Source organism: Nonomuraea sp. NPDC049750 (assembly GCF_040659625.1).
Classification (GTDB): domain Bacteria; phylum Actinomycetota; class Actinomycetes; order Streptosporangiales; family Streptosporangiaceae; genus Nonomuraea.
In genome coordinates this window covers 36,791-61,004 of record NZ_JBFANB010000051.1, presented here as the reverse complement: position 1 = coordinate 61,004, position 24,214 = coordinate 36,791, and the positions used below count along the sequence as shown (strand labels likewise).

Here is a 24,214-nt window from a genome sequence, read left to right as displayed (position 1 = left end):
CATCTACCAGGGGTTTCTTGCGTCGTCAGGCGAACACCGAGCTCGCGATCATGCTGTGACCAGCATTCCCGTCGCCAGGGGCTGAAAAAGCTTCACGCACGCCGTAGGGAGATACGAGTCGTCGCTGTCAGGATCTGGCACGGGGGCCTCGATGAGGAGACTGCCGACCGCTTCCGTCTTCCGCCAGCGCACGATCGTGTGAGGCTGGAAGTACGGCTCGTGGTCAAGCGGGCACCACAGCACTTGGAGGGTGTCGGTGTCATCAGGGAACGGCAGTTCAGGAACATCTCCAGCGAAGAGCTGCATGACCGGGACCAGCGGAAGCGGATCCCACCCTTCCGAGGGATCATGAGTCAGCGGCTCAGGGCAGACTGGCCACGGTTCGTCGGCAGGCCACAGCAACGGCCCACCGATGGAGCTGTCTGTGGTGGCCGGCCTTCCTCGACGCGGATGCAGCCGAACTGTGGTCTTGCGTTGACTTGCCAGTTCAGGGAAGACAGCTGCTACATCGAACGGCGCCGAGGGCGTCGTCAACCCCATGCTCACCACTCCGATCACCACAGACAACGTCGTAATGGCACACCGTAGGGCAGAGGACCGACAGAACGAATCCCTGTTCGCGGTCGTGATCGTCGTGCCATTAGCGTGCCATTAACCGGGGTGACGAGGGGTAACCACGGTCACTCACGACCGGTCTCAATCGCAGGTCAGTGCCTCTACGAGGCAAGTTCCCTGCAATTCCCAAGCTGACAGTGCAGGTTCTTTCGTCACCTGCTCCAGCGAAGAAAGGCCAGGCCGGGAGCGCTTCCCTGCCTGGCTTGATCTTTCCAGGCTTCTAGTCGATTTTCCGTGTCCGCTACGGCTTACAGTTGGCGGCTGGCGAAGAGTTCCAAGTGGGAGCACTGCGGGCAGCGACGGGCGTCCACCAGCCATTTGGGACGGCCCACCAGTTTGGCTCCGCCGAATATTCCCCGTTCCAGTTCACCTTCCACCCAGACGCCGAAGCCGGGCTGTTGATGGTCGGCTAGGAAGCCCGGCTCCAGGTCCTGGTGGCCGCAGTAGGTGCACTTTCCATCAGACATTGGGCGATCATACGACAAGCGCGTTTCTCGGCCATGTGCGATCAAGGAGAGGATGACCCCGCGGCGGTCACCCTGCGGGACGACATGCGTCATCGAGGTTATGCCAGACCGTGGTGGCTGCTCCCTAGCTGCAGTTCTAGTTGCGATCCAGCGCTATCCAAGGCCGTCCCAGATGGACCCGGCCGCGCATGTTGGTCCAGGTGAAACTGATCGGGACGGCCCATGAGCCGAGCTGCTAATGCGGTTTGGTCTCACTTGTAGCGCCGCCACGACTCGAAGAAGATCCGGGATATGCGCGGGATGATCCCTTGCGCCAGTGAGTGCGCTGAGGCTGTAGCACCAGTTCAGACCTGCCCCGAGGTCTCAATCACCGGCCCGCTGTAAAACCGTCGGCTCTCAGGAGCGTGTTTCGGGGGTTGCAGTTTGGGCTGCCGTGCACGGCTCGTACCGAGAAGCGCACCACAATCGAGGCCTCGGCCATCGTGCGATGACTCAATTAGGCTGACCAGCGCCACCGGTCGAGCTCGGTCCACTTTGCTTCGAGGGCGGTGGCGAGTTGGCCACCGAAGGCGACCGTTCGCTCGTGGGAGGCGAACGCGATCCAGGTAAGCGTGTCATCGCTCCACACGCCCTCAGCGCCGGTGTACTGGGGTTCGAACATCTCTACATCTACGAGGTAGTCCGCGCCGTACTCGCGCAGTTCTGTCACGCGGCCGCCGCTCATGTCGCGTACTGCGGCGCGCACCTGGGCGAGTCCCTGCTCGTCCCACATCGATGCCTCCGTCAGCACGAGGACGTCGGGTGGAGTTGGCTCGGCGAGCATGGGGTACCACGACCTGCCCACCAGCCCCCACCGCTGCTCCAACTGTTTCTGTCGTTCGAACGACTCGGCGGGCATCAACACGCGCCGGTAGGGCAGCGGTTCCACCGGAAAGTCGGCCCGCGCTACCCAGGCTTGCAAGGTCGACTGAAACAGCCGGCGTTCCTCAGCCATCGCCTTTGCCGCGGTCTTGTTCGATGCCGGTTGTGTGAACGGCGACTGGGCCGTGTCGGCAGCCTCGGATAGGGCGTCGACGAGGTCGGAGAACTCGGGCAGCCGGTCTGGATCGAGCCGCTCCACGTGTTCCAGGATCGCTGCGATCACGTTGTAGTGGGGGAAGATGCGCCAGGCTTCGGGACGGTAGTTGTACCCGAATGCGGACCGTCCCTCGTTGGGCAGCGCGGCGTACTTATCGGTCAGCTCGTCGTACCGCTCCATCAGGTACCGTCGTGCCGCCGTGTGCAGCGTTACCGAGTCCATGCCACAAACTCCCCATGATTCAGCCGCCGGCGCACTCTGATGCCTGGCAACGGACGTTTCAATCCAGCACCTGGCCCAGGTTCATGAAGAGGTTATCGGCGACGGATGACCTGTCGGTCGACCAGTCACCGGTGAGGCCCTGACGATCGCCGGCCTCGGTTCCCGTAGTCGAGGGCCGTGGCGATTGCTGCAGCGGGGCCTTGCCGACCGAACCCGCCATCAGGGGTTCCAAGTCCCTGTTCCTGGCGGAAGCGGAACGGCAAGGGCTCAAAGCTGATCGCCGGATGCTCTATGTCGGGCTCGAACCCGTCAGTGATCATGTTGCGGCCTGCCTGCGCGTCGATTCCGGTACGGACATCGTCGCCCGGCGCAAGATGATGACCGCGAACGACGTGCCGGTGCGCATCGCGACAAGCTACTTCCGCGCTGACCTGTTCGGCGATACCAGGCTCACCGAGCCGGAGTTCGTGAAGCCGTCGCTGCAGTCCGCGTTGATTGCCCTCGGCTATTCCTTCGGCCACGCGGAGGAGAACCTGACGGCGCGGTCGCCGACCACCTTCGAGCGCGAGACGCTGGAACTCGAGCCTGGAGAGTGGATCGTGCAGGTGCTCCGCGCGAGCTATTCCACCGAGGACACGCCCATCCACGTTCTTGAGACGATCTGCGCCGCAAACCGGCACATCTTCTCCATCGGACAGGTCTCCGGGTACGACGAATTCTGAGTGACGAACTGAGTGACAATCGCGTCGGACGACCTTGGACGCTGAAGGACCGGCAAGGACTGTAACCCCAGGTGGGGACGGGTATCGGCTGTGATCCCGCCCCATGGTGACGTGCCTGGGGGTCAAGGGGTCGCAGGTTCAAATCCTGTCGTCCTGACGGTGATACAAGGCCGGTCGGCCTGGGTGAAAGCCCAGGTAGTGTCAATGGTCGGGTGCGTGTCGCCGCTGGTGGCCAAGTAGAGGTCCCCACTTCTTCGTAGTTGATTATTTCTTGGCGAGGCGGCCGCTTGTCCGGGTTCGTGCCTGTTTCATGCGGAAGGACTCGCCCTCGGTGACCACGACGACGCTGTGGTGCAGGAGCCGGTCCAGCAGGCTGACGGCGGTGGTGTGCTCGGGTAGGAAGCGTCCCCATTGGTCGAAGGGCCGGTGTGAGCCGATGCCGAGCGCGCGGCGTTCGTAGGCGGCGGCCACGAGGCGGAACAGCAGTTGGGCGCCGGTGTCGTCCAGCGGGGCGAACCCGACTTCGTCGATGATGATCAGGTCGTTGCGGAGCAGGTTGTCGATCACGCGGCCGACGGAGTTGTCGGCCATTCCCCGGTAGAGCGTTTCGGCCAGTTCGGCCGCGGTGAAGTAGCGCACTTTGTAGCTGGCGTGGACGGCGGCGACGCCGAGGGCGATGAGGCTGTGGCTCTTGCCCGTGCCCGCCGGGCCGACCGCGCAGTAGTTCTCGGTGGCGCGGATCCACTCCAGCGAGGCGAGGTAGTCGAAGGTCGCCCGTGGGATCGACGACGCTGCGACGTCGAATTCCTCGATGGTCTTGATGACCGGGAAGGCGGCGGCCTTCATCCGGGTGCGGACGTTGGACTCATCGCGCGCGGTCAGCTCGGCCTCCAGCAGGGTGCGCAGGAACTCTTCGGGGTTCCAGCGCTGTGTGCGGGCCGTTACTAGCAGCTCGGGCGCCAGGCGGCGCATGGTGGCCAGCTTCAGGCGCAAGGCGGCGTCCAGACCGGCGGGCAGCGCGGGCGTTGTGGGCGCGGTCATCCGGTCTCTCTGATTTGTCGATCCGGTCGAGGGCGTAGTCGGTCAGCGACCGGGTCGGGACGGTGGGCAGGGCCATCACCAGCGCGTCCCCGGCGGCGGTCGGCTGTGGTGTGCCGGCTCCGGCCGCGAGGATGGAGCGGACGTCCTCGGCTCGCCATCGGCGGAACTGTGCCGCGCGCTGCAACGCGGCCACCAGCGCCTGCTGTCCGTGGGCAGCGGCGAGCGCGGTCAGCTCGACCAGATCGGCGGCCAGGCGGGTGTTGCCGGAGGCGGCCGAGCCGGTCAGCCAGGTTTCGGCGGCCGGGCCGAGTGCCAGGAACGCCTTCTCGATCGGGGTGCGGGGCCGGGCGGCGCGCCGTGGCGCGGGCCGCGGGCCGCCGTAATGCTCGTCGCTGATCGCGGCCTCGCCGGGGGGCGACCGGGGCGTGGTCGGCGATGATCTCGCCGGTGGCCAGGTCGGTGATCAGCAGCCTGCCGTCGGCCTCCACGATGGCCACCGTCGCGCCGATGAGCCGATTGGGGACCGAGTAGCGGGCCGAGCCGAACCGCACGCACGACAGCTTGTCCACCTTGCGGGTGATCGGCGTCGCGCACACCCTCATCGCCGAGCTTGGGCTGGACATGAGCATGTTCGGCACCACCCGACGGCTCGCGGCCTGGGCCAAGGTCGCACCCCTTGACCAAGCAGTCCGGCAAGCGACGCGGCCGGGGCAAGACCGGCAAGGGCAACCCCTACCTGAAATCCGCACTCGGCCAGGCAGCCACCAGCGCTGCCAAGACCGACACCCGGCTCGGTGAACGCTACTGCCGCCTGGTCAAGCGCATGCCCAAGAGCAAGGCCAAGACCGCGCTCGCCCGCACCATCCTCACCATCGTCTTCGAGCTGCTGTCCGACCCCACCGCCCGCTACCAAGATCTGGGAACCGACTTCTACACCCGCCAGATCGACACCCGCCGCCGCACCGACCCACTCATCCGCCAACTCGAAGCACTCGGCCACAAGGTCACCCTCACCCCAGCCGATCAGGTGGCCTGACCCCTATCGGTTCCAGCAGACCCTGACCGGCGATCATCGGCCAGGGTTCGCTGCCGCGCGCCCGGCCGAGGTGATGGGTTCTCCGGTTAGGCTGCCGGGTCATGACCGGCACCCCGAGTGATCGCCACCGTCCTGTCGCCCGCCGCCTCGCCATGGGACTGGCCTGCGCCTTCCTGATCGCGATGGCCGCAGGCTGCGCCGCCGAGGACGATCCGATCAACGCGCGGATCGGCTCATGCCTCGAAGCACGCGGGAAGGGCGGCAAGACCGACGACTTCCGTATCGTCGCGTGCAGCGCCCCGCAGGCCGCGTACAAGATGATCAAGAAGGCGGACCGCTGCGACGACATCACCAACGGATACGTCCTGATCGGAACCCGCCGGTCGCGCACTCGGCTGTGCCTGACGCTGAACGCGAAGCAGGGCGACTGCTTCTACCAGGAGGTCGGCTTCCCCACCGGCAAGGCGTCCAAGATGACCTGCGGCTCCTCGGCCACCTACCGGATCACCAAAGTGTCAGACGGGACCACCGACGCCTCGGTCTGCGGCAAAGGTGTGCCCAGCTGGACCAGGACCCCTGACGTGCTGCCGCGCGCCATCGTGTACCGCCACCCAGCGCGCACGCTCTGCGCCGACCGCCCGTGACGCCTCGACGGGAGAACCCACGCGTACAGCAGAAGTGTCCGGGGCCAGTGGGATGCGGACAGCACGCATGAGGTCGCCGCTGATCTGCGGGCTCTGGCCGGCGACCCCGGCGGCAGCCGGCAGATCACGTCCTCTGGGTGAGGTGGCTTCCCCGGCGGCCCTTCGCCCCCGCGCCCACCGGAACCGCTCAGTTCAGGGGCATTATCCGTGACTTTCAGCAGCGCCGCGAGCCGTCGATCGGCAACACCGACGCCGAACTGGAAGCCGGGCACTTCCGCATAGAACGCTATGACGCTAGCGGCAACCGTCTGGCCCCAGTCCCGGTGGAGAGGACCAGCCTCACCTTCCGCGGCGCGGTGACCAACGGCGACGAGGTCAATGTTGCTGCTCGACCTCGTCGACCGTGAGCGTGGTCGTCGGCCAGGCGGTCACGGGCCGACGAGCAGGATATGGGGTGGGGGCGTCACGAGATTAAGGCTTTGAGCTGCGGAAACGCTCGCTAACGTTCAATTCCGGCAGGATGGTCCCAGTACCCCGGCGTAGGCGAGCAGTCCGGCCAGCGGTCCGTACGTCCCGCCCGGAATGATGACGGCTTTCCGGTTCGATTCCTCTTCGCTCATCGCTGGAAGATATCGCCATTGGTCAGAGAACCGTCCTGATCAGGACAAGAACTTATCGGCATCTCCGGCATCAACCGGATGGTCAGACACCACCGCCGAGTCACTCTGAGTTACCGATCATCGAGGGTGAGCCAGAGCGCTCAAAAAGTGATCGGCTCACGGTGACGGAAGCTACCGCCCGCCAAGATCGCCCTCATTGTGCTCGCCGTGCTGCGCCATGACCAGCGCCTGGCCGACATGGCCGGCGGCAACAACGTCTCAGCCTCCACCATCCGCCGCTGGCTGCTGGAGGTCATCGACCTGCTCGCCGCACGCGCCCCACGCCTGGACCGCGCCCTGAAGAAGACCTTTCAGGTCCTCGAACTTGTACGGGGCGACGTTGGCCTTTTCGGTGAGCTCTTTTGAGCGCGTCGGTCTGGGCGTCGAGCGACTGACGGACGGTTGACGCGCGGGCGTACCTGATCCGGACGTGCCCTGCCGTCTCGGTCCTGGCGGCCAGAGACCGGGATAGTTCGGTCCAGGCTGATCCTGGCTTGCGGAGCCGCGGGACCGGGACACTGAGGACTTTCGCCAGCCTCGGCAGAGCGCTGAGGCTGTTCAGCACTACGGCAGCGTGCGGCCCCAGCAGCTGCCAGGCCGACCACGTCGGCGGGTCCTCGGGGGTCGCCGGTCTCCCCGGCGGCTTCTGCCGCGGCCTTCAGCAGGAGGGCGGCCAGTTCCGTGAAAGCCGGCAGGTGCCGGGCGGCTGGTGTCGCGTACCAGTAGGTGCAGCCGCGCGTCCAGCCCGGCCGCGGAGTGCCAGGTCAACTTGACACTTCCTCCCGTCGCCGGTCGTCGCTGGCTGTGGCGGGGATGGCGTTGTCGATGAGGATGGCGGCGATGGCGGCGGCGGCGGGGAAGGCGTCAGCGTTGAGGACCCGGGTGCGGGCCGCGGCGCCGTCGATGAGCAGCGCGAGTTGCTCGCCGAGCTGTTCAGGGTCGGCGGCGCCGGCTTCGCGGGCGGTGTCGGCGAGCCGCGCGGCGACGGCTTTCTTGTAGTCGCGTGCGTACTGGGATGCGGGGTGCTGGGGGTCGTGGAGTTCGACGGCGGCGGCGATGTAGGGGCACAGGGGGGTGGTGGGGGGGATGTCGAAGGCGGCGAGGAGCCGTTGGCGGGGTGTGAGGTCAGTGCGGTCGAACACGCCGGACAGAACGGAGGGGTCGAACCGGCGCAGGTACTCGGCGACGAGTTCGTCCTTGCTGGTGAAGTGTTGGTAGGCCGTGCGCTTGGACACCTCGGCCGCCGCGCAGAGCTGGTCCATGCCGGTGCGGTTGATGCCCTGCTCGCGGAACAGCTGCTGGGACGCGGTGAGGATGCGCTCGCGGGCGCCCCGGCCGCGGCGGCGGCCGGTGGGGCCCTTCTCCAACTCCGACATGGGTTCATGGTACCCCAGCCGGGTAACGACCGGTGTACATAGTTGCGCCCCGGCCGCCCGACCCGTACTGTAAGCAAACAGATCGGTGTACATAACGCCGTCGCCGAGGTGCACACGGCACCACCGACCCCCAGGGGGCGACCATGGGAAAGCTTGACGGCAAGGTAGCGGTCATCACGGGCGGCACCACCGGCATGGCGCTGGCCGGCGCGAAGCTGTTCGTCGACGAAGGAGCGCACGTCTTCATCACGGGCCGCCGCCAGGACGTCCCGGACGAGGCCGTGAAGCAGATCGGCCGCAACGTCACCGGTGTCCAGGGCGATGCCGCCGACCTGGACGACCTGGACCGCCTGTACGACACCGTCAAGCGGGAGAAGGGAAGCCTCGACGTGCTGTGGGCCAGCGCAGGCGGGGGCGAGCCCGCCCCGCTCGGCGAGATCACCGAGGCCCACTTCCACGCCGCGTTCTGCCTCAACGCCCGCGGCACCCTGTTCACCGTTCAGAAAGCCCTTCCGCTCTTCAACGACGGCGGCTCCATCCTCATGACCGGCTCCAACGCCTCCCTCGGCGCCTTCCCCGGCTGGAGCGTCTACGCCGGCAGCAAGGCCGTCCAGCAGGCCTGGGCCCGCGTCTGGCTCAACGAGCTCAAGGACCGCCGCATCCGCGTCAACGTCCTGACCCCCGGCCAGGTCGCCACCGCCAAGCAGGAAGAACTCTTCGACGAGGCCACCAAGCGCCAGTTCGAGTCCCTCATCCCCCGCGGCCAGATGGGCGGCCCTGACGAAATCGCCACGGCCGCCCTCTTCCTCGCCTCCGACGACTCCAGCTACGTCAACGGCATGGAGCTCGTCGCCGACGGCGGCACCACCGCCATCTGAACCGAACAACACACAACCAGGGCAGGACATCTCATGAGCAGCATCAGCATCATCGGCACCGGGAACATGGCCCGCACCATCGGCGCGCGGGCGGTAGCGGGCGGCAACACCGTCGAGGTCATGGGCCGCGATCAGTCCAAGGCCGCTGACCTGGCCAAGGCTCTCGGCGGCGGCGCCACGACGGGAGAATGGGGCACCGCCCCGGCCGGGGACATCGTCATCGTGGCCCTGTTGTACGACGGTGTCGTGCCGGTCGTCGCCCAGTACGGAGACGCTCTCGCGGGCAAGGTTGTCGTCGACATCAGCAATCCCTTTAATTCCACGTTCGACGGGCTGGCCCACCGCGAGGAGACCTCGATCGCGCAGGAAGTCGCCAAGGCGGCTCCGGCGAGCGCCAGCGTGGTCAAGGCGTTCAACACCATCTTCCGTCATGTCCTGGAGAAGGGTCGACCCGACGTCTTCATCGCCGGCGACAGCGCGCAGGCCAAGGCAAGCGTGGAGACCTTCATCCAGAGCCTCGGGCTGCGCCCGTTGGACGTCGGCGGCCTGAAAATGGCGCACTGGCTGGAAGGAGCAGGCGTGATCACCGTGGGCCTCGCCAACCACGGGGTGGGAAACCTGGACTTCGCCCTCAGCATCACCGAACTTCCCGTCTGAGCCGCTCCGGGAGGCGGATCACCGAAAGGACCCCCCAATGAAGCTTGGTTTCACACTTCCCATAATCGGGCCCGCTATCAGCAGCGCCGCCGGCCTGAGCGCGTTCTGCCGCGGGATCGAGGACCTTGGCTACGACACGCTGTGGGTCGGCGATCGCCTGGTCCAGCCGGTCGACATGCATAGCATCTATCCGGGCAAAGAGCAGCCGTACCCGCCGCAGATGAAGCGTTACCTCGACCCGGTGCTGCTGTGGACCGTCGCCGCGACGGCGACCAGCCGGGTGCGGCTGAATGCCAGCACGCTCAGCACCTTCTACTACGAGCCGCCGCACCTGGCCCGGATGCTGACCACGCTCGACGTGCTCAGCGACGGCCGTCTCGAGGTCGGCGTGGGACTCGGGTGGATGAAGGACGAGCACGATATCTCCCGCAGCGCGGACTGGCACCGGCGCGGGCGGATGCTCGATGACTTGCTGGCGTTCCTGCACGAGTGGTGGACGACCAACCCGGTGTCCTGGGACAGCGAGTTCTTCTCGCTGCCGCCAGTACACGCCGACCTGCGCCCGGTGCAAGCGGGCGGGCCGCCCATCTGGATCGGCGGCGCGAGCGAGGCCGCGATGCGCCGGGTCGGCCGCAGCGCCACCGGCTGGCTCGGGATCGAGTTTCTGCCGGACGAGGTCGCCGACCGATTGTGGTCGCTCGCGCGCCAGGCGGCGCAGGAGGCCGGCCGCGATCCCGACGCGCTGAAGAAGGCCATACGTATCAACCTCGAACCGGGCACGTCCGTTGATTCGCTGGCCGACAAGCTCAAGCGCTTGGCCGAATCCGGTGCGGACGAGGCGTTCGTGGACGCCTTCGCACTGTTCCCCAGCCTTGACCAGATGCTTGACTTCGCCAGCCAGGTGATCGCGCGCACCGGCCGGTTGTGACCACCCAAGAGCCGGACAACCTTCAAATAGGGACCATCCCGCGCGGGGATGATCCCAGCTGGTACACCGCAGTGCGGGCCGAGGCGGCTTGGCTAAGGAAAGATTCACCTTTCAGGATCCGTGGTTCCGGGTTCGAGCCCCGGGCGCCCTACAACCTCCACCTGCGGTTTTCCCGATTCTGTAGTCAAGTCGTCTCATCGTGAGTCACGGTGAGACACATGTGAGTCACACGCCGGGGCAGGCGTTGTTGACCTTGCGTGCGGTCTTGCGAGCCGCTTTGAGGACCAGCCGGGCGGTGGCCCGGGCGCTGTCGTGATACAGCTGCGCCCCGCTCAGGTTCGCACCCCGCAAGTCAGCATCCTTCAGCGCCGCCCCGCACCCGTGAGCCGCGCCTTCCAAGGGCATGTCGCTGATCAAGTCAGGCGTTGAGCGGGTCGTAGCTGTGGGTCGTGCATAGCAAACAGTTGTGCTGGCGCCAGCGGGATTCTGACACGCACGCAGTTCGTGAGCGATGAGGTCCGGGATCGGGTATCAGTGCTTGTGTTCCAGCGCCGCCAGCCGTTCGGCTACTTTGTCGCCGATGGTGATGAGCATCGCCGTTTCTGTCGCGGTGAGATGCTCGATGAGCACATCGCGGACGTCGGCCACGTGCTGCGGAGCCGCGATCTTGATCAGGTCGCTGCCCCGGGGAGTGATGGCGACTACCGCCCCCCGTTGGTCGGCGAGGCACCGCTCGCGGGACACCAGGCCGCGATTTTGCATCCGGCCCAGGTGCCCGCTGGCTGGAAGGGGTCGGGCCGCTGTTGATGGGCCTGGCCCGCAACGGCGCGGGGACCTTCGACGTCGCCCTCGGCGTCGACCTCCCCGGCTGAGCGCACCCTGCTAGTAGCCCGCGGCGCTCCCGCCGCGGATTCTCACGAAGGAGTCATCGTGCGTCTGATATGGCAGCTCTTGGCGGTTGTGGCGGTCTGGATCCTCGGCAATCTGGGCACCGCGGCGGTGAAGGACAACCCCTGGCTGGCGCTCGTCGCCGGCCTGCTGACGGCCGTCGTCGCGGTCCTGGTCTACGGCTGGGTGGTGCGGCGCACCGAGCACCGGGCCCCCGTCGAGGTGTCGCTGAAGGGAGCAGGCGCGGGGATCAGCTGGGGCACGCTGCTCGGCATCGCGCTGTTCGGGGCAGTCATCGCGAACATCGCCTTCTTAGGCGACTACACGATCAACGGCCTGGGCACGCCGGCGAGTGCCGTCGGCCTGCTCGGCATCATGGCGGGTGCCGCCGTGACCGAGGAGCTGGTCTTCCGCGGTGTCCTGTTCCGGAACGTCGAGCACTGGACCGGAACCTGGATCGCGCTCGTGCTGACCGGCTCGCTGTTCGGCCTGATCCACCTGCTCAACGCGGACGCCACCCTGTGGGGCGCCATCGCTATCGCCATCGAGGCAGGCGGGATGCTGACCGCCGCGTACATCGCCACCCGCAAGCTGTGGGTGCCGATCGGTCTGCACTTCGGCTGGAACATTGCCGCGAGCGCCATCTTCAGCACCAAGGTGTCCGGCAGCAACACCCCGCAGGGCCTGCTGGACGCGACGATGTCGGGTCCAGCGCTGGTCACGGGCGGCGACTTCGGACCGGAGGGCAGTGTGTACGCCGTGGTGTTCGGCGTGGTGGCCACCGTCGTGTTCATGTGGCTGGCACACCGGCGTGGTCACGTGGTCCCCGTCCGTCGCTCGGCCCGGGCGGACGTGGCCGCTAGGCTCGCCAGGTGATCGAATTCCGGCGGGTCCTGGACCGGTGACGGCAGATCGACGTCACGGTCCGGGAGTGCCGCTCGCGCACCGCCCACCAACGGGCAGGGTCTGGGCTATGCCCTGCGGCCACCGCACGATCTTCAGGAGTCCGCGCAACCCCCGATGATCAGCGATGGCCGTACCCGGCCCCCGCCGGGTCCGCGACAAGATCGCGAAACCGGACTGAGGTATCAGGAGTGATCGAACAGAGTGACTACGCTCTGCGGTGCTTCCGGGCCGAAGAAGATCTCCAGATTCTTCGCCGAGCGGCCGGCGGCGTCGCTACCACGTAGGAACAGCCGCTCTTCGTAGCCGGTGAGCGCGACCTCGATGTCGGGTTGCTCGACCAGCTTGCTCGCCAGGTCAGCGCCGTCGTACATGGCGAGGTTCGCACCCTCGCCGGCGAAGGGCGACATCAGATGCGCGGCGTCGCCGACGAGCGTCACGCCGGGCACCCTGTCCCACCTAAGCCCGACGGGCAGGGCATAGATGGCTCGGAGCCACGGTTCCGCGTCGCTCTGTGTCACGAAGGCGGTGAGCAGCGGCGACCAGCCATCGAACTCGTCGGCAAGTTGACGGAGGCCAGCGGACGGGTCGCCGAAGTCGATCGACCTCATCCACTCCTCGGGCTTGTTCAGCGCCACGTATCCGCGCACGTGCCCGTCGGCGTAGCGATGGGCGATGATGCCTTTGCCCGGCGCGACCGCCATCAGCGTGCCGCTGCCGATCGCGGCCACGCTCGTCCGACAGTCCTGGCCGCCCGAGGCGAGGGCGATCTCGATGAAGCAGGTTCCGCTGTAGAGAGGCTTGGCGGGGGTGAGCAGCGGACGCACCTTCGACCAGGCACCGTCCGCGCCGATGACGATGTCGGCGCGCGTGTCGGAACCTTCCGCGAAAGCGAGGTCGTAGCCACCCTCCACGCGGTGCCGGATCGAGGCGAGCTTGTGACCCCACCTGATCGTCCCGGGAGCCAGCGAGTCGATGAGCAGGCGCCTGAGTTCGCCACGATCCACCTCAGGGCGGGCAGAACCGGGGTCCGCAGGCATGTCGAACAGGATCGTGCCGTGGCAGTCGACCACACACTTGGCGTCCTCACCCGGGCGGACCAGAGTGAGGAACTCGTCGTAGAGACCGGCTGCGCGAAGCGCGACCTGTCCGGTCTCTACCTGAATGTCGAGCAGACCGCCCTGCGCGCGGGTCGTCGCCGAAGCCTCACCCTCGTAGATCGTCGTGGCGACGCCGTGAGCCTGAAGCACCCGGGCGAGCGTCAGCCCGCCCATGCCTGCTCCGACAATGGCGATGGTCTTCTGCATGCTGCGCTCCTCTGTTGCGCCGACACGCGCCGGCGATGTGCAGTGCCGGGAGCGGGCGGGATGCCCGGCATCGGCAAGGAGACGCTCACCGATCAGAACCATCTGCATCGATGTACGAGCGATATCCTGCGGAAGGACCCGCGGAACATCGTTTTTCGCGACCTGGTGACTATAGCTCGGCATCCGCCTCGCGGCAGTCGGAGCCGCTCCCGCTGCGACTCACCACGATGGGCGGCGGCGGCTTCCCTATGGTCGGCCTGATCGTCACCGGCACCTGACCTGCCACCACGAACCGGCGCTGCGAGCACGCCCTGCCGTCGGCGCCAGGCCAGAGCGACGATCAGCGTCAGCACGGGGGGTGAAGGATTCTGGGAAATGTTTGTGAGAACATCTGGGGAAAGGCCGAGGCCCCGCAACCCCGCGCACACCGAATCCGCCCCGGTGTCCGAGCCCCGGGAACTGACCATCCGACCGGAGCGCGCGCCCGGCGACTACTACGAAGTGCACGTCGTGGCAGGAAGACCCAGGCAAGCGGGCTGAGTTCCGTGGTTCGGCGTGCCCAACGACATGGGTGACGGCGATTCGGATCGCCGTCACCTCGCCGGAAGGTTACGCGGGGGGCTGGGAGACGACGACCACGTGGGTGGTCTTCGCCGGCTCGATTGTCGAGTTCCCCACCAGCTGGATGACGTACGTGTGCTTGCCGGCCGTCGTCGGCGTGTCAGCGAAGCTGAACGATCCGTCGGCAGCGGCAGTCATCTTGGCCAGGGCTTTCGAGGTAGTGCCATCGGGGTTGGAGACGTTGCGTACGACCGTGACAATGGTGAGCGGGAAGGTGATGCCGTCGGCGGCGAACGTTCCGTTGAATTCGAGTCGCTCGCCGACGACGCCGGTGGCCGGGCCGGTCACCGTGAGCACCGGCTGGTACAGGCCCACCTCGACGATGGCCGAGGCGCCGCTGCCCCTGAACCATGAGTTGCCCGGCCAGTACAACCGATATTCGTACGACCCCCACTTCGGTGCGGTATCGGTGAACTGGTACGTGCCGTCCGCCTCCGTGGTGACTTCCTGGAAGGGCCGGGAGGTGCCGTCGGGGAGCCAGCGGTACAGCTCAAGCGTCTGCACGCCGGGCAGCGCGCCGGTACTCAGCGTGAGCCGCCCGCTGAAGGTCAGCTGCTTGAGCGCGGTCGCCTCGGAGGGAGCCGTCATGGTCAGGGTGGAGGCGTGGTAAGGCGAATGCGGCAGCCGCCAGAGGTGCATCCGCCCGGTGTCAGGCTCCTTCAGCACCGCATAGGTGAGTACGCCGTAGAAGGCGATGCTGCCCGCCACCAGCGCCTTGCCCTGGTGGTCGGCTGAGTAGATCACCTCCGCCGTGGCCGGGTCGTACACCACGAGCTCCGCCGCGTCGCCTGCGGAGGAGTTCCAGCCGCCCACGACGTAGGCGCCGTTCGGGCTGGCCGCGACGGCGGTGGGGAGGCCGTGCTCGCTCAGCTCGCCGCTGTCGTAGGCGCGTGCCTTGGCGTTGGTCGTCGTGTCCCAGGCGTCGAACCGGTGGGTGTCGGCCAGCGCCGACAGCGCCGCTGACCCGTAGTCGGCGAGGGCGAGGTCCCGCAGGGACGTGTCAGCGCGGATCTCGCCGCGCGGGGTGGCCGGGGTGATGCTGACGTCATACACCCTGATCGAGGCGGGGTCGGCTCCCGGCTCTCCCGCCACCAGAGTGCTTCCGGCGACGGCGACCAGCGGAGGCTGCGTCGTGCCTGGCCCGACCGGGACGAGGGTGGGTGTCGGCCTCCACAGCTCGAGGGCGACGACGCCTCCTTCCCCCGCTTGGCCGCACCCATATCCGACCCACAGCCGCTCGTACGACTGGGCCAGCGTGGACGGGCACGGGTAGGCGGTGAGGTCGATCCGCTTGGTGATGGCGAGCGTTGCGATGTCGATCTCGATCACTTCATGCGAATCGCGCAGAGCCGCGTACACCTTCCTGCCGTTGTCCGCCACGGACAGGGCCACGGCACCGGACAGGCCGCTGATCGTGTCGATGAGCGCGCCGTCGCTTTTGGTGACCACGATCCGATCGTCGGCGGCGACGAAGATTTTGCCGCTCTGCGCCACCACGTCGCCGCCCCTGTCGGCGGCGACGCCGAGGTCGGTGACGGTGTCGGCGGCCGAGGCGGCGGGTGTCTGAGCGACGAGCAGGACCGCTGCCAGGAACAGGGACCCAGCCAGGGCGACTAATCGGTGGGAAAGAGGAGCACGGCCAGAGCTTGAGAGGCGCACATGCACTCCATTCTTAAGGATGCTTGTCGAACGTATGTTCGCATATTGGATCATCGTCGTCCAGAGCGGCCTCGGAGAAGGTGGTCCCATCGCCCGCCGCCTCAGGCGGACCTCGTACGGGGCGTCGCCGACAAGGTCCTGACCGCGATGGGCACGGTGTGGGTGCGCCGTGAGAGGTGCATCCATCGTCTTCTCGGCCACCCATCTAACGAGTTGCCCCTCTCGGCAGGGATCGGGTGCCATCCGAGGTCCATCGTTATCGTCGGCGCGATGTCGCCTCCGGAGCATATGTCTGCAGGCCAGCCAACATTCCTTACGTGCCTACTTTGGCCTGCTGGGCGGCTTGGCGCCGGCGCCGGAGGTCCTGGCGGCGCCGTGCTGCGGTGGCCTGCCCGGGCCACAGCTGATCGGCTGGGACATGGACCCCGGCGACGGCGGCGCCGACCAGGCCGACTACCACACCTGGAATCTTCGCCGCGGGCGGGCTCGCGGATAGTTGCGTATCCTGGGTATGAGACGGCGCGACGACGACGCCGTGGTTCGAGTACTGGCTCGCGACGCCGGACGAACTCGCAGCCGCCGTCGCCGAGTCGGCGTGGACCCTGGAAGCTCTGGAACGCGACCCGGCAGGCCCCGGCTACATCGCCCGCCTGCGCTGCTGATGGCTGCCTTTCTGCGCTTCGCGCGGGAGGATTCGCTGTTCGTGCTGTGGTGGCTGGTGGCCCTGCGCGGGCTGCGGCGTGGGGAGGTGGCTTCCACAAGCTGGTGTGTGCGAGCGGGCTGCCGCCGGTGCGATTGCACGACCTGCCGGCGCACCGAGGCCGACGTACCCCTCCGCTATGAGATCAGCGGGAGCAGCGCGAGATACACGACCAGCAACAGGTACGCCTCCGCTCGATCAAGCCGTTTGCCGCGGGCCAGCAGTGCCCAGGCGATGCCGCTGACGCTCACCATCGCGGCGACAAGGGGCGCTGCCATCGTCAATGCCTGGCCGCCCATGGTAAGGCCGATGATCGCCCCGCCGGCGAGGCTGTTGATCAGATTGCTGCCGAGCAGATTCCCCACCAGCAGGTCGCTGTCGCCCCGGCGCTGGGCTTGGATGGAGGTGACCAACTCCGGCAGCGAGGTGCCGAGCGCGACCAGGGTGAATCCCACGATCTGCGCCGAGAGGCCCATCCGGATGGCCAGCTCCGAGGCGTTGGCCACAAGTAACTGCGCGCCCAGGAGCGTTCCGCCCAGTCCGAGTATCGTCCGGACCGTCTCCGGTAAGAGGCGGGGGCGCACGGTTGCTTCGAGGTAGTTGTCGGTTTCGGCGGCCAGGATGTCGCGGGAGGCGGAGCGGCCGAACCGTACCAGCAAGATTGCCGCGCCGATCAGTGCCACGGTCAAGGCGAGACCTGCCGGCGGGCCCAGCCCGTACAGCAGGGCGATGGCGAACACCGTGACCGCGGCCAGTGACAGTGGCGCCTCGCGCCGCAGCACCGAGGAACGTACGGCAAGACCTGCGGTGAGCGCCCCCGCGCCGAGGATCACCGTAAGGTTGATGATGTTGGAGCCGACCAGGCTCGCCGCCGCCAGCTCGGCGTGCCCTTGTGCGGTCGCCGTACCGGCCACCACCAGTTCAGGCGCGCTGGTGCCGAATCCGATGACGACGACGCCGACGATGACCGGGGGATGCCGAGCCGCTCGGCCAGCCGCCCTGAGCCCAGCACCAGGTGATCGGCGGCGATGGCGAGCATCACGAGCCCGGTCACGCTGAGAATCCCGACGATCAGAACGGCAGGTATGCCGAGCATGGGCGCCTCCATGAAGCCGGTCCGTTATGACGTTGCCGACCAGACTTCCCGGCGCTCCGTCTTCGACGGTAACAGCGTTGTGCGCGCCCCGCCAGAACCATCCCAGCCAGGGTGACGGTGTGCTGTCCCGGTAGTCATGGAGTCCGTGGCCGAGCCGGCCGGACTCGCCCATGCTGGGCGATCTCGTCGCGCTTTCCCGGCCCTCCCTGTCAGCGTTCACACCGGTGGAAGCGGCGGCTCGTCCTGTACGTGGTCGGGATCGCGGTGGATCTGGATGGTCCATTCGGCGGCTAAGGCGGTCAGCGCGGCGACGGCCGAGACGACGGGGGCGACGATGAGCGCCGCGACGCCGACGGTCACGGGGATCTCCATCACGGTGTGGCCGTAAGAGTCCTTGAGGATGATCCGGCGGACGTTGCCTTCGTGGATCACCGTCTTGATCTTGTCGGCGAGCTCCGTGCTGCGGACCTTGACCTCTTCCTTTGTGACGGTCATCTCTGCTGTTCTCCCTTCTGATCGGCTTCGCTTTCAGGATGTGTGCGGGCAGGAGGCGAAGGGCCCGTCATGCCCGCCGGTATGCGCCTCGGCGGGGGTGCCGCCTTCGGCCTTCCGGCCGGCCTTCGGGGTGACGGAAACGGGGGTGGTAGCGGTCGCGGCGGGTAGGGCCGGAAGTCCCGGCTGAGGGCGGTCGTTCGGTCAGCGCAGGCGCCGCAGGAGCAGTGATGGCGGTGGCTCGCAGGGTGCCACCCTGATGCGGGCGTCGACCGTGGTGGCGCCGTCGGAGCCGACGATGAGAGGGTTGAGGTCGAGCTCGGCGATCTGGGGCAGGTCTTCCAGCAGCCTGCCCACTCGTACGAGCTGGTCGGCCAGGGCCTCCACGTCCACCGGAGGCGAGCCACGGTAGCCGTGCAGCAGCGGGGCGCAGCGCAGCTCGGCGATCATACCGAGAGGGTCGGTGACCGGCGGCACCCGGAACGCGCGATCGGCCAGCAGGTCGGCCATGACGCCGCCCATGCCGACCATGGCCAGCGGGCCGAAGGCCGGGTAGTTGACGCCGCCGATGATGATTTCGACACCGCCCGGCAGCATGCGCTGCACGGTCGCGCCGGTCATCTGCGGGCCGATGCGCGCGGACATTTCGTGGTACGCCTGTCGCACCTCCTCCGCGGTTCGGAGGCCGAGGCGGACGCCGCCGATGTCGCTCTTGTGCACCGGGCCGACTGCCTTGAGGACGACGGGCGGCCCGATGCGCTCGCTCGCCGCCGCGGCGGCCTCGGGGCCGTCCACCTCGATCGATTCCACCATCGTGATGCCGTAGCAGTCGAGCAGCCGGGCGGTGGTCGCGGGGGACAGCCACCTGCCGTCCGGGTGGGCTGACAGCTCCTGTTGTACGAGCTGCCGCGCCGTCCGCTCGTGCACGCGGAAGGAAGCGGGTGCCGGCTCGGCGGGACGCTCGCGCCACTCGGCGTAGCGTACGGCGTGCGCGAGCGCTTGCACGGCCTGCTCGGGGAAGGCGTAGCTGGGCAGGTGGCCGTCGATCAGAGCGTCATGGCCGACGACGCAGGCCAGCACGGTCTTGCCCGCCCCCTTCGCGGCGATGGAGAGAGCCTGCCGAGTCTGCTCGAGCCCTGAGCCGAACGGTGGGGTGTACACGGCCAGGACCACGTCCACCTCCGGCGAGGCGGCCAGCGCCGCGACGGCGGCGCCGATCTCCTCGGCGCTCGCGTCCGCGGTCAGGTCCACCGGGTTGCCCAGCGCGGCGGCGGCACGGGCCCGCAGCAGGCCGGGCGGCAGTTCGGGAACGACCAGTCCCTGCTGCTCGCAGGCGTCGGCGGCCATCGCCTGAGGACCGCCCGAGTTGCCGACGATCGCCACCCGGCGGCCTTGGGGGAGGGGCTGGGCGGACAGCAGTTTGGCGGTGTCGATCAGCTCATGGACGCTGTCGAGCCGGATCACCCCCGAGGCGCGGACCAGGGCGTCCACGGCGACGTCGGGGGTGGCCGCGGCGGCGGTGTGCGAGCGCACCGCCCGATCTCCCGCGCCGCCGCGACCGCTCTTGACCAGCAACACCGGCTTGCGCGCGCCTACCCGGCGGGCGATGCGGGCGAACTTGCGCGGGTTGCCGAACGACTCCAGATACAGCGCGATCACGTCGGTGCCGTCGTCGTCCTCCCAGGATTCGAGCAGGTCGTTGCCGCTGACGTCGGCCTTGTTGCCGACCGAGACGAACGAGGAGACGTTCAGCCGTTCCAGCAGCGCGGCTCCGACCGCGCCGGATTGCGAGACCAGCGCGACCCGGCCCGGGGTCGGATGGTGCGGCAGGAAGCTGGCGTTCAGGTGGGCCGCGGTGTTGATCACGCCCAGGCAGTTCGGGCCGATCAGCCGCATCCCGGCTGTACGGCAGACGCGCACCAGCCGCGACTCCAGTTCGCGCTGCCCGGCCTCGGCGAACCCCGACGTGAGCACCACCAGTCCGGCCACACCGGCGTTCGCGCAGTCGCGGGCCACCTGAAGCACGTGCCGGGCGGGCACCGCCACGACCGCCAGGTCCACACCGTCGGGCACCGTGGCGTGGCAGGTCAGCCCGGCCACCTCGGTCGCGTTCGGATTGACCGGGTGGATCGGGCCCTCGAAGCCCCCGTCGATGAGGTTGCGCAGCACCTTGTGACCGACGGCCCGCTCATCTCGGCCGGCGCCGATCACCGCCACGGAGCGGGGGGCCAGCACCCGGGCCAGGGAGGCGCGTTCCGCCTCGTGGTCGCGGGCCTCGATGCCCGCGCGCAGCCGCGCGGTCGGCTCGGCGGCGATGGCCAGGTGCAGCATGCCGCCGTCGAAGCGCTGTGTCAGGTCCAGGCCGAGGTCGCGCAGCACCTTGATCATCGGCTGGTTCTCGGCCAGTACGTCCGCGATCAGCTCGCGCACGCCGTGCGTGGCGGCGTCCAGGGCCACGTGCTCCAGCAGCAGCGTGCCGAGCCCATGGCCGTGCACGGCGTCGTCGATGAGGATGGCCAGGTCGGCGCTGCCGTCGCGGATGGGGATGTACTCGGCGACCGCCACGAGCCGGCCCCGGAAGGCGGCCACCAGGGCGTGGCCCTCGTACTTGTCGCTGGTGAGGCGATCCATGTAGGAGTGCGCGGTGTTCCGGCCGCCGGTGAAGAAGCGCAGGTAGGCCGAGCGTTCGGACGAGCGGTCCACCAGCTTGTGCAGCGCCTGGCGATCGTCGGTCCGCAGCGGTCGCACGTGGGCGATCCCGCCGTCGCGCAGCAAGACGTCATATCCGTCGGTCATACCTTCGAGGCTGTCGGGCGATCGGCGCGGCAGGCAGTGCCGTACGGCCTCCGCCCGCGGGACCAAGGTCCCTACCCGCCGGCCCGCGCACGCGTCAGGCTGGCGGTATGAACGAGATCGTGCTCGGCTACGACGGCTCGGACTTCTCCATGCAGGCCCTGGACTGGGCGCTGGACGAGGCAGAGCTCAGGCGGCTGCCGCTGACCGTCGCCCATGCCTGGCAGTGGCCCTACGGTGAGGCGGACGAGGACGCCAAGGCCCACCTGCGCAAGGCCGCCGAGCACGTTCTGTGGCACGGTGCCGAGTGCGCCCGCTCCACCAGCTCGGGCGTGCGCGTCGACACCGATCTGCACGAAGGGGCCGCCGCGCAGCGCCTCGTCGAGCTCTCCGACGCCGCCGCCCTCATCGTGGTCGGCTCCCGCGGCCTGAGCGCGTTGCCCCGGGCGGTGGTCGGTTCGGTCGCCGGGTACGTCGCCGCCCACGCCGACTGTCCGGTCATCGTCGTACGCGGCCCGGGTCCGCTGCCCGCGTCGGCCCGGCCCGGCCCGGTCGTCGTGACCAGCAAGGATCCGGAGGCGGCCGTGCTGGACTTCGCCTTCGGCGAAGCCGCGCTGCGCCGGCTCCCGATCGCCTCCCCGGGCGACCTCTCCCAGTGGGCGGCGCGCCATCCCGGCGTGCGCGTTCAGCCGTACGACGCCGCCGGCCACGCCACGTTGGTGGTCATCGGACGCACAGGAGCCATGCGTCACGGCGCCGCCGGCTACCTCCTCCAGCACGCGCCTTGCCCGGTGGCGGTGGTGGGCCAAGCCTGAACCGTCCTGTTGAAGCGGGCCTGGCAGACCGGCCAGGCTGGAGGAATTCGTCTCGGGCCTGAAGACGCCGCGGCCCGGAGGGGCCCGCGTTCGGGACGTGGTCGTCACCGCGGGCCGGATCGAATGTGGTCGAGCAGAGTGTCACTCGTGACCGGCCGCAGGCCGGCGAACAGGTCGTCTTCGGGAAGCGTGCCGTCGACGTGGGACCGAGCGAGGTGATAGTCCTCGACAGGCCATACCTCCCGCTCCACATCTCGATCGTGGAGCATGAATCCGCCAGCGGGGTCGATCTGCGTGGCGTGGGCGAGCAACGCCCGGTCCCGGGCCTCGAAGTACTCCGAGCAGGCAATGCGGGTAGTGATCTCCAGGGCGGGGGCGTCGGTCGGGAGCTCTGCCAGCACGGCCTCCATTCCCGAGTCGATCCCGCGCGCTGTCAGGGCATCGTGCATGGCTTGGAACCAGGCTCGCGACAGGGTGCCCAGATAGTAGAGCTTGAGCGGCTGCCAGTGTTCGCCCGTTCCCGAGTGGCGACCAGCGTCGAAGGCCGCCACGGTCACCTGGTGCGTCTTGATGTGGTCGGGGTGTGGGTATCCGCCGGTCTCGTCGTAGGTCACGATCACGTGCGGGCGGAATTCGCGGATCAACGCCACCAGCCGCCCGGCCGCCTCCTCCAGCGGCTGGAGGGCGAAGCAGCCGTCCGGCAGCGGCTCACCGGCCGCGGGCAGGCCCGAATCGATGAAGCCCAGGAAGTGCTGCCGGACGCCCAGGATCTCCCTGGCCGCCGCCATCTCGGCCCGCCGGATCTCGGTCAGGTTCTCCCGTACGCCGGGTCGGTCCATCGCGGGGTTCAGCACGTCGCCGCGCTCCCCGCCCGTACAGGTGACCACCAGGACGTCCACACCCTCCGCGGCGTACTTGGCGAGTGTCGCCGCGCCCTTGCTCGACTCGTCGTCAGGGTGGGCGTGCACGCTCATCAGGCGAAGAGGCTCTTCTGGGCTCATCGCTGCCTTTCTTCGGTCCACTCCGCCAGGCGGCGGAGGAACGTGGTCGTGGTGGGAAGGGGTACGCCCGGCAACATCGCCAGGTGGAAGACATGGGGCATGCCCTCGTAGACATCGAGGGTGACCGCTGTTCCCGCTGCCGAGGCGGCTGCCGCGAAGCGCCGGGCATCGTCGAGCAGCACCTCCGCGGAACCGGCTATCAGCAGAAGGGCCGGCAGGCCACGAAGGTAGCCGTACAGGGGGGATTGAGGCGCCAGATCCGGTCGCGCTCCTGCCAGGTATTGGGTGGTGACGCCCTTCAGTACCGCCCGATTGATCATGTCTCGTTCGTCGTTGGTGTCCAGCGACGGGCTGGACAGGGTCAGATCGGTCAAGGGGGACACCGCGATCACCGCGGCCGGCATCGGGGCTGCGCTCTCCTTGAGTGCCAGCAGCGCCGACAGGGCGAGGGTGCCGCCTGCCGACTCACCGAACAGGACGATCCGGGACTCCGGTACGCCCTGATCGAGCAGCCTGCTGTAGACGGCCGTCACGTCGTCGAGCGCCGCCGGGTAGGGGTGGGCAGGGGCGAGCCGGTAGTCCACCGCGAAGACCGGCCGGCCTGTCGCCTTGGACAGGTGGCCGGCCATGAGCCGTTCCATCAGGGGTTCGGTGTGCGCGAAGCCGCCGCCGTGGATGTACAGCGTGATACCGGCCTCCGCCGCCGAACGCCCAGAGGTGTTCACCCACTGCCCGGCGGCCTCCTGCATGCGCGGAAGCGCCGCAGTGAAATCGGCGTCCATGGGCGGCTCCGGCGTCCCTGCTGCCAGCGCGCGCATCTGCGCCATGACCGCTGCGGTCTCGTCGGAACCTGCGGGGATGTTCAAGGATTCTCTCCCGCGTTGCTTGGGTGAGACATAAACTTAGGATCGACATAAAAATGTGTCAAGCATCGATTTATGATCGGCCTATGAGAGGATGTGGTGTCATGGCCACGGGACTTCGCGAGCTCAAGAAGCAGCAGACGCGGCAGGTGATCTCCAATGCCGCGACGAGACTGTTCATCGAGCGCGGCTTCGAGGCGGTGACCATCACCGAGATCGCGGCCGCCGCCGAGGTGGCCAAGATGACCGTCACCAACTACTTCCCCCGCAAGGAAGACCTGGCCCTCGACTATCACGAGACGTTCGCCGCCGGTCTGGCCCGCACCGTCGCCGACCGGTCGGCGGGCGAGTCCGCGCTGGCCGCCCTGCGTCGCGAGTTCCTTGCCGGGGTGGAGCGGCACGATGCCGTCATCGGCTTCTCCAGTCAGGGCTTCGCCCGCATGATCAGCGACAGCCCCACCCTTACCGCCCGGCTGCGTGACCTGCACGACCAGCGCGAAGACGCCCTTGCCCAAGTCCTCGCCACCGATACCGCGTCCGCCCCCGGCGACCTCACGGCCCGCGCGGCGGCAGCCCTGCTCGGTGCCGCCCACCGGACCCTGTTCGAGCACATCATGGATCTCACGAGGCAGGGGCGGAGCAACCGCCAGGTCGCCTCCACAGTGACCCGCTCAGCCCACCAGGTGTTCGGACTGCTGGAAACCTCCCTGGCCGACTACGCGACGCGCTGAGGCCACGCAAGCCCGTGGGCTG

26 protein-coding genes and 1 pseudogene are annotated in these 24,214 nt (G+C 68.2%); 11 read left to right on the top strand and 16 right to left on the bottom strand.

From position 1 onward, the window contains the following. Nucleotides 1–48: 48 nt before the first annotated feature. The 4 genes from AB0J16_RS56665 to AB0J16_RS56650 form a co-directional block, all read right to left on the bottom strand. A complete protein-coding gene (locus tag AB0J16_RS56665; RefSeq protein WP_358556806.1) occupies nt 49–567 on the bottom strand; it encodes a hypothetical protein in 519 nt (172 codons plus the stop codon). A gap of 296 nt (nt 568–863) precedes the next feature. After that, nucleotides 864–1,082: a hypothetical protein gene (locus AB0J16_RS56660; RefSeq protein WP_358556803.1), complete on the bottom strand. Its 219-nt coding sequence runs from the start codon at nt 1,080–1,082 to the stop codon at nt 864–866. Between the two features lie 496 nt (nt 1,083–1,578). Further along, nucleotides 1,579–2,340, bottom strand: coding sequence for a hypothetical protein (locus AB0J16_RS56655; RefSeq protein WP_358556800.1), 762 nt, complete (start codon nt 2,338–2,340; stop codon nt 1,579–1,581). Between the two features lie 100 nt (nt 2,341–2,440). Further along, a complete protein-coding gene (locus AB0J16_RS56650) occupies nt 2,441–2,614 on the bottom strand; it encodes a hypothetical protein (RefSeq protein WP_358556809.1) in 174 nt (57 codons plus the stop codon). Between AB0J16_RS56650 and AB0J16_RS56645 the strand changes: the two genes are divergently transcribed. Beyond that, a complete protein-coding gene (locus tag AB0J16_RS56645) occupies nt 2,583–3,104 on the top strand; it encodes a UTRA domain-containing protein (protein WP_358556797.1) in 522 nt (173 codons plus the stop codon). The two genes, AB0J16_RS56650 and AB0J16_RS56645, sit on opposite strands and share 32 nt — an antisense overlap. Before the next feature lie 264 nt (nt 3,105–3,368). On the opposite strand, the gene istB is transcribed toward AB0J16_RS56645, so the two are convergent. Together istB and AB0J16_RS56635 are read right to left on the bottom strand one after the other, a co-directional pair. After that, nucleotides 3,369–4,145, bottom strand: a complete 777-nt coding sequence (istB, locus tag AB0J16_RS56640) for an IS21-like element helper ATPase IstB (protein ID WP_358556794.1) — start codon at nt 4,143–4,145, stop codon at nt 3,369–3,371. Between the two features lie 25 nt (nt 4,146–4,170). Continuing rightward, nucleotides 4,171–4,726: pseudogene (locus tag AB0J16_RS56635) on the bottom strand (IS21 family transposase); the annotation flags it as partial. 95 nt (nt 4,727–4,821) lie between these two features. Between AB0J16_RS56635 and AB0J16_RS56630 the strand changes: the two are divergent. The 3 genes from AB0J16_RS56630 (at nt 4,822) to AB0J16_RS56620 (ending at nt 6,850) form a co-directional block, all read left to right on the top strand. Beyond that, nucleotides 4,822–5,181 carry a transposase gene (locus AB0J16_RS56630; RefSeq protein WP_358556791.1) on the top strand — a complete coding sequence of 120 codons (360 nt, stop codon included), beginning with the start codon at nt 4,822–4,824 and terminating at the stop codon, nt 5,179–5,181. Between the two features lie 101 nt (nt 5,182–5,282). Continuing rightward, nucleotides 5,283–5,825, top strand: coding sequence for a hypothetical protein (locus tag AB0J16_RS56625; RefSeq protein ID WP_358556789.1), 543 nt, complete (start codon nt 5,283–5,285; stop codon nt 5,823–5,825). 818 nt (nt 5,826–6,643) lie between these two features. Then, the gene (locus tag AB0J16_RS56620) at nt 6,644–6,850 is read left to right on the top strand and encodes a hypothetical protein (protein WP_358556786.1); all 207 of its coding nucleotides are present in this window, start codon (nt 6,644–6,646) and stop codon (nt 6,848–6,850) included. 398 nt (nt 6,851–7,248) lie between these two features. On the opposite strand, the gene AB0J16_RS56615 is transcribed toward AB0J16_RS56620, so the two are convergent. Beyond that, complete coding sequence (locus AB0J16_RS56615; RefSeq protein WP_358556783.1) at nt 7,249–7,860, bottom strand: TetR family transcriptional regulator; 612 nt, start codon at nt 7,858–7,860, stop codon at nt 7,249–7,251. A 143-nt stretch (nt 7,861–8,003) separates the two neighbouring features. Between AB0J16_RS56615 and AB0J16_RS56610 the strand changes: the two genes are divergently transcribed. The 3 genes from AB0J16_RS56610 to AB0J16_RS56600 are packed head-to-tail and all read left to right on the top strand — an operon-like array spanning nt 8,004 to nt 10,323. Further along, a complete protein-coding gene (locus tag AB0J16_RS56610; protein ID WP_358556780.1) occupies nt 8,004–8,738 on the top strand; it encodes an SDR family oxidoreductase in 735 nt (244 codons plus the stop codon). Between the two features lie 33 nt (nt 8,739–8,771). Further along, nucleotides 8,772–9,395 carry an NAD(P)-binding domain-containing protein gene (locus tag AB0J16_RS56605; protein ID WP_358556777.1) on the top strand — a complete coding sequence of 208 codons (624 nt, stop codon included), beginning with the start codon at nt 8,772–8,774 and terminating at the stop codon, nt 9,393–9,395. 37 nt (nt 9,396–9,432) lie between these two features. After that, the gene (locus AB0J16_RS56600; protein WP_358556774.1) at nt 9,433–10,323 is read left to right on the top strand and encodes a TIGR03619 family F420-dependent LLM class oxidoreductase; all 891 of its coding nucleotides are present in this window, start codon (nt 9,433–9,435) and stop codon (nt 10,321–10,323) included. Between the two features lie 225 nt (nt 10,324–10,548). On the opposite strand, the gene AB0J16_RS56595 is transcribed toward AB0J16_RS56600, so the two are convergent. Both AB0J16_RS56595 and AB0J16_RS56590 read right to left on the bottom strand, forming a co-directional pair. Further along, a complete protein-coding gene (locus AB0J16_RS56595; RefSeq protein WP_358556771.1) occupies nt 10,549–10,728 on the bottom strand; it encodes a pentapeptide repeat-containing protein in 180 nt (59 codons plus the stop codon). Nucleotides 10,729–10,854: 126 nt separating this feature from the next. Continuing rightward, the gene (locus AB0J16_RS56590; protein WP_358556768.1) at nt 10,855–11,085 is read right to left on the bottom strand and encodes a hypothetical protein; all 231 of its coding nucleotides are present in this window, start codon (nt 11,083–11,085) and stop codon (nt 10,855–10,857) included. 168 nt (nt 11,086–11,253) lie between these two features. Between AB0J16_RS56590 and AB0J16_RS56585 the strand changes: the two genes are divergently transcribed. Then, nucleotides 11,254–12,087 carry a type II CAAX endopeptidase family protein gene (locus tag AB0J16_RS56585; protein WP_358556765.1) on the top strand — a complete coding sequence of 278 codons (834 nt, stop codon included), beginning with the start codon at nt 11,254–11,256 and terminating at the stop codon, nt 12,085–12,087. Nucleotides 12,088–12,299: 212 nt separating this feature from the next. Here the strand turns inward: AB0J16_RS56585 and AB0J16_RS56580 are convergent, their stop codons facing one another. Beyond that, nucleotides 12,300–13,529: an NAD(P)/FAD-dependent oxidoreductase gene (locus tag AB0J16_RS56580; RefSeq protein ID WP_358556762.1), complete on the bottom strand. Its 1,230-nt coding sequence runs from the start codon at nt 13,527–13,529 to the stop codon at nt 12,300–12,302. A 501-nt stretch (nt 13,530–14,030) separates the two neighbouring features. Further along, nucleotides 14,031–15,701, bottom strand: a complete 1,671-nt coding sequence (locus AB0J16_RS56575) for a hypothetical protein (RefSeq protein WP_358556759.1) — start codon at nt 15,699–15,701, stop codon at nt 14,031–14,033. 343 nt (nt 15,702–16,044) lie between these two features. Between AB0J16_RS56575 and AB0J16_RS56570 the strand changes: the two genes are divergently transcribed. Beyond that, on the top strand, nt 16,045–16,197 hold the full coding sequence (locus AB0J16_RS56570) for a hypothetical protein (RefSeq protein ID WP_358556756.1): 153 nt from the start codon (nt 16,045–16,047) through the stop codon (nt 16,195–16,197). 341 nt (nt 16,198–16,538) lie between these two features. On the opposite strand, the gene AB0J16_RS56565 is transcribed toward AB0J16_RS56570, so the two are convergent. The 3 genes from AB0J16_RS56565 to AB0J16_RS56555 form a co-directional block, all read right to left on the bottom strand. Then, entirely contained in the window at nt 16,539–17,669 is a 1,131-nt protein-coding gene (locus AB0J16_RS56565; protein WP_358556754.1) for a sodium:calcium antiporter, read from the bottom strand. Between the two features lie 44 nt (nt 17,670–17,713). After that, nucleotides 17,714–17,992, bottom strand: a complete 279-nt coding sequence (locus AB0J16_RS56560; protein ID WP_358556751.1) for a DUF4342 domain-containing protein — start codon at nt 17,990–17,992, stop codon at nt 17,714–17,716. 201 nt (nt 17,993–18,193) lie between these two features. Continuing rightward, the gene (locus tag AB0J16_RS56555; RefSeq protein ID WP_358556748.1) at nt 18,194–20,785 is read right to left on the bottom strand and encodes a GNAT family N-acetyltransferase; all 2,592 of its coding nucleotides are present in this window, start codon (nt 20,783–20,785) and stop codon (nt 18,194–18,196) included. A gap of 107 nt (nt 20,786–20,892) precedes the next feature. On the opposite strand from AB0J16_RS56555, the gene AB0J16_RS56550 reads away from it, so the two are divergent. Next, nucleotides 20,893–21,597, top strand: coding sequence for a universal stress protein (locus tag AB0J16_RS56550; RefSeq protein WP_358556745.1), 705 nt, complete (start codon nt 20,893–20,895; stop codon nt 21,595–21,597). A gap of 104 nt (nt 21,598–21,701) precedes the next feature. Here AB0J16_RS56550 and mca read toward each other — a convergent pair whose 3' ends face one another. Both mca and AB0J16_RS56540 read right to left on the bottom strand, forming a co-directional pair. Continuing rightward, a complete protein-coding gene (mca, locus tag AB0J16_RS56545) occupies nt 21,702–22,598 on the bottom strand; it encodes a mycothiol conjugate amidase Mca (protein WP_358556743.1) in 897 nt (298 codons plus the stop codon). Beyond that, the gene (locus AB0J16_RS56540; RefSeq protein WP_358556740.1) at nt 22,595–23,464 is read right to left on the bottom strand and encodes an alpha/beta hydrolase fold domain-containing protein; all 870 of its coding nucleotides are present in this window, start codon (nt 23,462–23,464) and stop codon (nt 22,595–22,597) included. Before AB0J16_RS56540 ends, mca begins: the two co-directional genes overlap by 4 nt. Nucleotides 23,465–23,565: 101 nt before the next feature. On the opposite strand from AB0J16_RS56540, the gene AB0J16_RS56535 reads away from it, so the two are divergent. Then, nucleotides 23,566–24,192, top strand: a complete 627-nt coding sequence (locus AB0J16_RS56535; protein WP_358556737.1) for a TetR family transcriptional regulator — start codon at nt 23,566–23,568, stop codon at nt 24,190–24,192. Nucleotides 24,193–24,214: the final 22 nt, after the last annotated feature.